This window comes from Microcoleus sp. B3-D7 (genome assembly GCF_036705305.1).
Taxonomy (GTDB): Bacteria; Cyanobacteriota; Cyanobacteriia; order Cyanobacteriales; family Microcoleaceae; genus Microcoleus.
In genome coordinates this window covers 43,631-52,382 of sequence record NZ_JAUBUE010000046.1, presented here as the reverse complement: position 1 = coordinate 52,382, position 8,752 = coordinate 43,631, and the positions used below count along the sequence as shown (strand labels likewise).

At 46.0% G+C, this 8,752-nt stretch carries 9 protein-coding genes; 4 read left to right on the top strand and 5 right to left on the bottom strand.

Going from position 1 to position 8,752, the window contains the following annotated elements:
- The first annotated feature begins 728 nt into the window (after nt 1-728).
- Nucleotides 729-1,178, top strand: coding sequence for a hypothetical protein (locus tag QUB25_RS24135; protein WP_333059418.1), 450 nt, complete (start codon nt 729-731; stop codon nt 1,176-1,178).
- Nucleotides 1,179-1,397: 219 nt separating this feature from the next.
- On the opposite strand, the gene pheS is transcribed toward QUB25_RS24135, so the two are convergent.
- A complete protein-coding gene (gene pheS, locus QUB25_RS24130) occupies nt 1,398-2,402 on the bottom strand; it encodes a phenylalanine--tRNA ligase subunit alpha (RefSeq protein ID WP_190738974.1) in 1,005 nt (334 codons plus the stop codon).
- A gap of 222 nt (nt 2,403-2,624) precedes the next feature.
- Here pheS and surE point away from each other — a divergent pair, with 222 nt between their 5' ends.
- Together surE and QUB25_RS24120 are read left to right on the top strand one after the other, a co-directional pair.
- Nucleotides 2,625-3,431 (top strand): 5'/3'-nucleotidase SurE, encoded by an 807-nt coding sequence (gene surE / locus QUB25_RS24125; RefSeq protein ID WP_333040643.1) that lies wholly within the window; start codon nt 2,625-2,627, stop codon nt 3,429-3,431.
- A gap of 128 nt (nt 3,432-3,559) precedes the next feature.
- Nucleotides 3,560-3,958: a hypothetical protein gene (locus QUB25_RS24120; protein WP_333186933.1), complete on the top strand. Its 399-nt coding sequence runs from the start codon at nt 3,560-3,562 to the stop codon at nt 3,956-3,958.
- A gap of 252 nt (nt 3,959-4,210) precedes the next feature.
- On the opposite strand, the gene QUB25_RS24115 is transcribed toward QUB25_RS24120, so the two are convergent.
- Both QUB25_RS24115 and QUB25_RS24110 read right to left on the bottom strand, forming a co-directional pair.
- On the bottom strand, nt 4,211-5,428 hold the full coding sequence (locus QUB25_RS24115; RefSeq protein WP_333186931.1) for an LL-diaminopimelate aminotransferase: 1,218 nt from the start codon (nt 5,426-5,428) through the stop codon (nt 4,211-4,213).
- A gap of 221 nt (nt 5,429-5,649) precedes the next feature.
- Nucleotides 5,650-5,976, bottom strand: a complete 327-nt coding sequence (locus tag QUB25_RS24110; RefSeq protein ID WP_190663385.1) for a thioredoxin domain-containing protein — start codon at nt 5,974-5,976, stop codon at nt 5,650-5,652.
- A gap of 144 nt (nt 5,977-6,120) precedes the next feature.
- Here QUB25_RS24110 and QUB25_RS24105 point away from each other — a divergent pair, with 144 nt between their 5' ends.
- Nucleotides 6,121-6,900 carry a biotin/lipoate A/B protein ligase family protein gene (locus tag QUB25_RS24105; protein WP_333186927.1) on the top strand — a complete coding sequence of 260 codons (780 nt, stop codon included), beginning with the start codon at nt 6,121-6,123 and terminating at the stop codon, nt 6,898-6,900.
- A gap of 50 nt (nt 6,901-6,950) precedes the next feature.
- On the opposite strand, the gene QUB25_RS24100 is transcribed toward QUB25_RS24105, so the two are convergent.
- Together QUB25_RS24100 and QUB25_RS24095 are read right to left on the bottom strand one after the other, a co-directional pair.
- On the bottom strand, nt 6,951-7,733 hold the full coding sequence (locus QUB25_RS24100) for a DUF928 domain-containing protein (protein ID WP_333186924.1): 783 nt from the start codon (nt 7,731-7,733) through the stop codon (nt 6,951-6,953).
- A gap of 197 nt (nt 7,734-7,930) precedes the next feature.
- Nucleotides 7,931-8,719, bottom strand: a complete 789-nt coding sequence (locus QUB25_RS24095; RefSeq protein ID WP_333186922.1) for a DUF928 domain-containing protein — start codon at nt 8,717-8,719, stop codon at nt 7,931-7,933.
- Nucleotides 8,720-8,752: the final 33 nt, after the last annotated feature.

The window sequence follows — 8,752 nt, the reverse complement described above, 5'->3', positions numbered from 1 at the left end:
GCTTCTGTGATTTATTGCGTAAGCGTTGCTTGCCGAAGCCATCGCCTCCCTCTTGAAAAACTGTCCGGAGTATTGATGATAAGTATTATATGTTGATACCCCACGCACAATTTCGGGAACAACCTATTCCTAAATAAGTAGATGAGCCGCAAAATATGTATGTAGTCCAAAGCGATGGTCACTCTGTGATATCGTTTCCGGTTGCATCGGAATAATAAAATAGAGTCAACAGTTAACCCTCAACCATTCAGTTTTTCGACCCGCCCGTCAACAGTCAACAGTCCACAATAATTCCGGTGCAACAGGAATTGATATAATTCATCTGTGTTTATCTGTGTTTATCTGCCCTCATCGGCGGTTAAAAAAAGACAATTTATTAACCGCAGATGACAAGGGATTGACGCTGATTCACGCAGATGCAGAGCAGAGATATAGGAAGAATTCTTCTCCTAACAGATTTGATAGGAAGTGTTTAATCTTTAATCTAAAATCTACAATCTATCCATCAAAGTTCAAGAGTCCCAATTACGCTTGTAGAGTCAAATCTCAAATCTCAACTCTAAAATCTAAAATCTAAAATCTACCATTGACTGACAGTCCTGGCTTGAATCTATCAAAAGAGGGAACTTTTTTAACCGCTCGTCGCTGGATAACCTCTATCTAGAGAACGGTTACGCCGATCGTTCCGATCGAGTAAAAATAGAGTGTCATATCTTCTTCTGTATTCTATGAAACTGAATTATTTTACGAAACGACTTTCGACTTTAGGGCGCTTGATGGCTGCAACTGTGCTTTGCGTCTGTGCGATGGCCTTCGTCTGGTCTGGTGCGTTCTTCTCGAACACCGCAGCAATGGCTTCTCCTGCTGTAAACTCGATGGCAGCAGAAACAGATGCGGGCGATGCGGTTCAAGAAAAAGCCAGCAAAGATGCTGGACGAGCCAAGAACTTCATCCGAGATACAGAAGAGAAGGTTAAGGAAACTGCCAAGACAAATGCTGCTAAAGTCGATCGCTCATCGGAGGATGGTAGTGTAGTAGAGCGCAAAGCTAAGAAAGATGCGGCCACAATTGAGAAAAGAGCATCGGAAGATTCAGCTCGGACTCAGAAAGCAGTTGATAACACCAAGAATGCTGTCGAGAGCGCTGTTGACAGCATCAAGGGTGTTTTTGGCAAGTAGACAATAAATAAGTAGGTAAGCGCAAAAAAACAATAATATCTTGCAGGGGCTTGTAGGGGCGGCTTTAGGGCTTATCTACAGTAAGGGCGAGTCGATCGTTGCAGAACCCGCCCTCTCCCCAAGTAATGTTTATTTGTACTTACTTACTTCAAACTGAAAGATTGATGTAGATTGACCAAGACCTCTAGACGGCTCGTGTAAGCGACCCCAAGCCCTTGTTTAAAATTGTCGCAAAAAGCGCAAATCGCTAGCATAAACCCGGCGAATGTCGTCGATTTCATAAAGTACCATTGCGAACCGCTCGACACCAAAACCGGCCGCAAACCCAGTATATTTTTCTGGATCTAAACCGACTCCTTTAAGAACATTCGGATCGACCGTTCCGCAGCCCAAAACTTCCAGCCATTTGCCGTTCCACTGCAAATCAACTTCGGCAGAAGGTTCCGTAAACGGAAAGTAACTGGTGCGGAAACGAATCGGCAAATCTTGCCCGAACATTTGCCGCAAAAACTCTTTAATTGTGCCTTTCAAGTCAGTAAATGTCAGACCTTCATCAATTGCTAAAAGTTCAATTTGGTGGAAAACTGCGGCGTGAGTAGCATCAACAGTATCGCGGCGGTAAACGCGACCGGGAGAGACAATCCGAATCGGCGGTTTGTGCTGTTCCATGTAGCGAATTTGCACTGAGGATGTCTGAGTCCGCAGCAAGTCTCCGCCTGGTAGGTAAAATGTATCTTGCATATCCCGCGCTGGGTGGTCTGGCGGTGTGTTCAGCGCCTCGAAGTTGTAATAATCTGTTTCCATTTCCGGGCCGTTGGCGACAGTGTAGCCGAGACCGACAAAGATATCGAGAGCGCGGTCTATGACGGCGTTTAAGGGGTGAATCCGGCCTTGGGGGCGAAAAATCCCCGGCATGGTGACATCGATGGTTTCTGAGGCGAGTTTGGCTTGGATTTGGGCGGTTTGGAGGGCGGCGCGCTTGTCTTCTAAATCGGCTTGCAGGGCTTCTTTGACTGTATTGGCGATCGCACCTACTTTGGGTCGCTGGTCTGGCGACAGTTTGCCCATCATGCCTAAAATTTGAGAGAGTTGGCCTTTTTTGCCGAGGTAGCCGACGCGCAACTGTTCGAGTTGTTCGAGGGTATTGGCAGTGGCGATCGCACTTTTGGACTCTTGACCGAGGGTTTCTAGTTGAGTTTCAATGTCGCTTAGCTGGACAGTCATTTTGATTTTAGATTTTAGATTTTAGATTTTAGATTGATGGCAGTTTTGGGCCAAGTTGAGTTTAGCGCAATTTTGGCTCTACAGCTTGTTGATTTTAGATTTTAGATTTTAGATTTTAGATTTTCGGCAGTTACGGATAATTTGTAATAGGTAATTGGATATTAGAGCGATCGCCGTAGTTGAATCTAGTTTAGTATTGTTATAAGGCCTATAAAAATTTCAATGAAACTTTTAATTAGCAACGACGACGGCATCTTTGCACAAGGCATCCGCAGCCTCGCCAACGCTCTCGCCGACGCTGGCCACGACGTGAGCGTAGTTTGTCCCGACAGAGAGCGCTCCGCTACCGGCCACGGCCTTACCCTGCACCAACCCATCCGCGCTGAAATTGTCGAATCTATTTTTGAGCCCGCAGTTCAAGCTTGGGCCTGTTCGGGTACTCCCGCCGACTGCGTGAAACTTGCTTTGTGGGCTTTACTTGACAAACCGCCGGATTTTGTTCTTTCCGGTATCAACCACGGGCCCAATTTAGGCACGGATATCATCTGTTCGGGTACGGTTTCGGCAGCAATGGAAGGAATTATGGAAGGCATTCCCAGCATTGCTTTTAGCCTCGCCAGCTTTACTTCGCAGGAATTTGGGCCGGCGGTGGATTTCGCTGTCACTTTGCTGGCACAGTTGGAAAAACAGCCAATGGCCAAACCGATGCTGTTGAATGTCAACATACCAGCAGTCACACAAGCAGAAATTACCGGAGTTGCGATCGCCCGTCAAGGCATTCGCCGCTATTTCGACATATTTCAAAAGCGCACCGATCCCCGCGGCAAAACTTATTATTGGCTGGCTGGGGAATTGTTAGAAGATGTAGAAGAAATCGCTGATTCGGCGGTGCCGCATGATATTCCTACAGACGTACAAGCTATTCGCGACAACAGAATAACCGTAACTCCCTTGCAATATAATCTCACCTGTGCTCCAGACTTGCACTCGTTGCGGGATTGGCAAGTTGAAGGTTTTCCCAAGCAGTGAGATCCGATCGACCCGATCAGAGCGGTAAACTAGGAATTAAGGAAAAGTGCCTCTCAAGGTCTATACCTTAAGCGTTAACACAGGCTCCCAATTACTTGTTAGTTTTTTTTTACTCAAGAAAAACAGTTATGAACGCTCCCACCTATAACACTCATTCTGTCACTTGCCCGATCTGCAACCGTTCCAGCGTCGTCGGCCCAGTTGGGATGGTCAGTGGACTATTCACTTGTCCCCACTGTCATTCTCATATGGTAATTAGCTGGAGCGGTCATTTTGTGCGCGATCCTTTTAGTCTCAAACAACTGGCGGTAGGAAAAATGCTCAGGCGCGAGAGCAGACCGTTAGCTCGCCTTCAGCGGGACTTTGGACTGAGTAAGCCTTTTCCGCTGATTGCCATTTTGGGCAGTGTGGTGTTTTTCGGGTGTGCGCTCGCCGCTACGGAACAATCGCTACCCTCACAGAATTCACTGCAAGGATTTTTAGAGTGGGTGAGCGGAACTGGTAATTCCGAAGATGTCTCACGTTAACATTTCTTAAAAGAAATTCTGACAGATACTGCGTGCAAATATCTATTCCTTTAGGTAGAAATCACACTATTTTAGCAATTGCATCCCTCTTGAGCTAGGGGTAAGCACTTAGACGCCTTGCGGTTCGTCCTGTGCCCAAAAACGTCAAAACCCCAGTCCGGCAGGGGTTTTAACCCCTGCCTCAAAGCTCAAGTTTCGTGGGCGTAAGTCTCACAAGGGTGTTTCGGGTTAAGTTGACAAATATCACATCGCTCAATTTAGAAACTCAGCAATTTTTCTAACTGCTGTTTCCAAAATTGCTGGCGACTCGACTAAGGCAAATCGCACGTAGCCTTCTCCTGATTTCCCGAAACCGGCACCGGGGGAAGCTGCGACTCCTGTACTCTGTACTAGCTGAGTACAAAATTTCACGGAATCGTGGGCCCAAGGTTCCGGCAGTTTGGCCCAGACGTACATGGTGGCAGGGGGTACGGGTACTTGCCAGCCGATGCCCTGTAGCGCGTTTACAAAGGCATCCCGCCGTTTTCTGAAGGTTTCTACGCTGGTTCTGACGGTATCTTGAGGGCCTGTTAATGCGGAGATCGCTCCATTCAAAATCCCTCGGTATTGGTTGAAGTCCACTGCGGCTTTTACCTGTCGCAGGGCTGCAATTAGTTCGGAATTGCCGATCGCATATCCGACTCGAAAACCTCCCATACTGTAGGATTTGGATAGTGTAAAAAACTCGATCGCCACATTCTTATCTCGATCCGCCTGAAAGATTGACGGCGCCATCAATTTTCGATATTCTTCCTCGTTACCAGACTCTGCCTCTATGAGAGAATTGCGATCGTCAAACACCAAATCCACATAAGGGAAATCGTGAACTAAAACAAGTTGATGTTCTCGACAAAAAGCCACAGCTTTCTCAAAAAAAGCAACCGGGGCGATCGCAGTTGTAGGATTGTGAGGATAGCTCAAAACCATCATCTTCGACTGAGCCAGCACTGCTGCCGGAATATCTTCAAATATCGGCAAAAACGCATTTTCTGCTAATATCGGCATCGGATAAATTTGACCACCAGCCAAATGCACACCGCCTGCGTGGGAAGGATAGCCCGGATCGAGCAACAAAGCAAAATCTCCCGGGTTGAGTACAGCTAAAGGCATATGCGCCGTGCCTTCTTGGGAACCAATTAACGGCAGCACTTCTGTTTCTGGATTGACTGCAATTCCAAATTTTTGCTCGTACCAAATAGCTGCTGCTTCCCGAAAATCTCTTGTGCCGTTAAATAGCAAATAGCCGTGAGTGCTGGTGTCGGACAGAGAATGTGCGATCGCATCTGTAATGTGAGCAGCCGCCGGCAGATCCGAAGAACCCAGAGACAAGTCAATCACATTCTGCCCCGCTGCTCTAGCTTGAGCTTTTGCCCGATCCATATCGGCAAATACATTAAATTGCAGTGGATCTAAACGTTTAGCAAATTGCATATTTTCTGTATTTTTGGGGATTTTTAAGGAATATTTTTATATTAGCTAAATTATTTTTTATATTGCATTTTTATTGGGTTTGTGAATTATTTTTTTTACTAAACCCAGAGAGCGCCCAGTCAGAGAGGAATATCGAGGAGAAAAGAGAGATGTTAAAACAATATTTTCGATTGCTATAGTTGTGAGTTGGGAGTTGGAAACTCCCGAATCATTTCCAAACTTTATAAGTGAGCGTCGAGCAAACCGATCAAAGTTTGTTTAGTAATAGCTCCCTCGTGAGAAAGCACTACTTCGGCATTTTTAAACAGCCTGAGAGCTGGGACTCCTTCTACTTTATACTGCTTTACAGTATTAGGATTGGGGTCAATTTCCATTTTAACCACTTTCAGCCGATCGCTGTAGTTGGCAGCCACCCAGTCTACCGAAGGCGCGATCAGTTTGCAAGGCCCGCACCAAGTAGCCCAAAAATAGGCAAGCACTGGTTGCTCAGCTTTCAGGACTTCTGTTTCAAATTTTTCGTCGTTAATGACAATTACACTGTTGCTCATGGTTCTGCGATTATTTTTTCTATTTATTTCTAAAGCACCGGCGGGCGTGAAACTTGCACCAACTTAGAAGACAGGCCCAAAAAACTGTTACTAATTTTAAAACATTCTGTGAATTATTGAGTGCAAACTCAGGACTGGGAACGGATGGCTAATTCTGTATGGCGTTTAATTCCACTGTTGTCGGTGTCTGGTAGCGTGCAGATGGCGATCGACCAATGGCTACTGGAACAGCATCTAGCGGGCAAACATCCGCCAACTCTGCGATTTTACACTTGGCAACCGGCGGCGATTTCCTTGGGCTACCACCAGCGCAGGTGGCCGGAGTTTTGGCAGCAGTTGTCTTGGCAGGGAATGCCTGTGGAGTTGGTGAGGAGGCCCAGCGGCGGGCGCGCCGTACTTCACCAAGGAGATTTAACTTATGCAGTTGTGGCGTCGGGATTTGGAAGCAGCCGTATGAAAGCTTATCAGACTATTTGCGAGTTTTTGATTGAGGGTTGGAAGGCGATGGGTTTGGATTTGCAATACGGGGAAGCTGGAAGGGGTTATATTCACAATCCGAATTGTTTTGGTACTGCGACGGGTGCGGATTTAGTTACACTTGATGGCTGCAAGTTAATTGGTAGCGCGCAATTGCGACGGGGTGATGCTATTTTGCAGCATGGTTCGATGCGTTTGCAGCCGGACGTTAAATTATTTTATCAAGTGTTTGGGGAGGAATTAATTCCTGTGCAATTACCTCTATCTGAAGGGGGAGATGATTTGATTGCAACTGTAATTGATGTTTTGAGTGCGGCGGCTGGTCGCTGTTTTGAAATTGATTTGAAAGTGCAGCCACTTTCGGAGCGGGAATGGCAGGATATAGCAGATATTCAAGGAAGATGGAAGAAGGAAAACATATTAGATACTAGATACCTAACTTCTTGAAAAAGTGGGGTATCTCGTTAAAATCGCCAATCTAAAATCGGAAAACTCATCTATGGCTGCTGCTCCATTTCAACGATCGGCTCTTTGGCAATCTTGCCCAATGTCACTGAATCCAGCAAGCTTTCCCAATCAGCAGCTAATTCTGCATCGTTAGGATTAGCGCGACGAGCAGCAGCTAAAGTGCTGAGAGCATCTTGCCAAATCCCATTTTCAGCATAAATAACAGTTTTCTGGCGCGGATCTGCCGCATCTAATTCACGGAGGATATCTGCACTCAGTTCAACTCGACGCACAATACCTGTTGCTACCGAATCTCCGGATCTGTCCTCAGGGTCGCAAATCAATGCAATAAACCCACGGTAACTTTTGCCTGCTTCCAAGGGCGGCACATTCTTATTGGGGGGAATACTAACGCTCATGACTCCTGATGTATTGTTAATTTTTAGGGTAGTTTGATATATAAAATTCCCCTTTTCATCTTCCAGGGCAAACTCAGCTAGGAGCGCGTCTGTTTTAGGCAAGTAGAAAAAGAATACAGGATATTCCGAAACAGTCCGTCCGATTTGACTTTCTGGTACTAAGGCTTTTAGCTTTCTGTTATCGTCGCATTTAGGTCTTGCCTTGGTCTGCCCTCGTCGTCGATAGTTTGGTGACGACAAATTATCTTCAGTAGGCCCAACGAAGCGCACCCTTCCCGGTTGAGTGATTGGCTGACCATCTAAGTTTGGAGTCGGCTGTCCCACAACGGTTAATTGGAAAGCGTTAAGTGTGGCGATCGATAATATTGAGCCAACTGATGTCAAATTTATGAAAAAATTAGTGAGTTTTTTCATTTTTTAAAACATTCTTTTAGTTAGGGTGCTATGCGTTTACAGCCGGATTTGGAGGTTTTTTTTCAACTTTTTGGAAATGAATTAATTCCTGTGAATTTACCTCTATCTGAAGATGGGAATGATTTGATTGAAACTGTAAGAAAATTAATATATTAGAGCCCCGACTTCTTCAAGAAGTTGGGGCTCTGGGTATTTTGTTATGGCTGTGGCTGAGTTTGAACGATCGGCTCTTTGGCAATTTGGTCCAATGTCACTGAATCCAGCAAGCTTTCCCAATCAGCAGTTAATTCTGCATCATTAGGATTAGCGCGGCGAGCGGCAGCTAGGGTGCTGAGGGCATCTAACCAAATCCCATTTTCAGCATAAATAACGGTTTTCTGGCGCGGATCTGCGCGATCTAATTGACGGCGGATATCTGCACTGATTTCAACTCGCCGTACAGTACCGCTTTCGATCTGATCGCTCGATCGGTCTTGAGAGTCGCAAATCACTGTCAAATTCCAACGGTAACTTTTGCCTACTTCCAAGGGTGGCACATTTTGGTTAGCGGGGATATTAACGCCGATCACCCCTGATAAATTGCTAATTGTAACATCCTGTTTATAAATCTGGTTGCCGCTTTGATCTTGTAGGATAAATTCGGCTAATTCTGCCTCTGTTTGAGGCAAGTAGAAAAAGAAAGTTGGATACTCGGAAACAGTCCGTCCGATCTTATTTTTAGGCATTAAGGCTGTGAGACCTAGCTGACTAATGCTCGCGCAGCCACCGCGCACAGGCCGTCTCGGTTGAGTGGGGGGCCGCTCATCTATATCTTCAGTAGGCTGAATGAAGCGCGGCCCTCCCGGTACAGTGCGTTGTGGTCCGCCGTCTATCTCTATATCTAGATCCTGTCCCACAACTGGAAATAGGGAAGCGTTAAGTGTGGCGATCAATACTATTGATCCAACTGATGTCAGACTCAGGATAAACTTAGTAATTTTTTTCATGAGCTTCATGGTTTTTTAGGGAGAGATTGTGCC